1 protein-coding gene is annotated in these 247 nt (G+C 57.9%); it reads left to right on the top strand.

Translation table 11 applies throughout. The features are described 5' to 3' along the window. Positions 1-247: hypothetical protein (locus EOC06_RS40650; protein ID WP_164899103.1), on the top strand; the 247-nt coding region annotated here is incomplete at both ends.

Raw genomic sequence — 247 nt, 5'->3', positions numbered from 1 at the left:
AGGCTTAGAGAGGCCGTCGTCGCGGAAACGCCTACCATTTCGCTTCCTCGCGCCTTACTGGAACTGGTGAGCGTTTCCTCTGACGTTGAAGGTCTCCTCTCCAGCATGAGGGAAGAAACCGACACCGCGTTGCGGCGGCGCCTCAATACTCAGGTCAATCAGGACCGAAAATTTCTCGAAGGCCTGGCGGCATTTATCGACGGGCTCAATACGCCCGACGACGACAATGACGAGCAAGACGGCGACG

This window comes from Mesorhizobium sp. M7A.F.Ca.MR.362.00.0.0, assembly GCF_004023175.1.
Lineage (GTDB): Bacteria > Pseudomonadota > Alphaproteobacteria > Rhizobiales > Rhizobiaceae > Mesorhizobium.
Note: the sequence above shows the minus strand (reverse complement) of the source record. Positions and strands in the feature narration are given on the sequence as shown.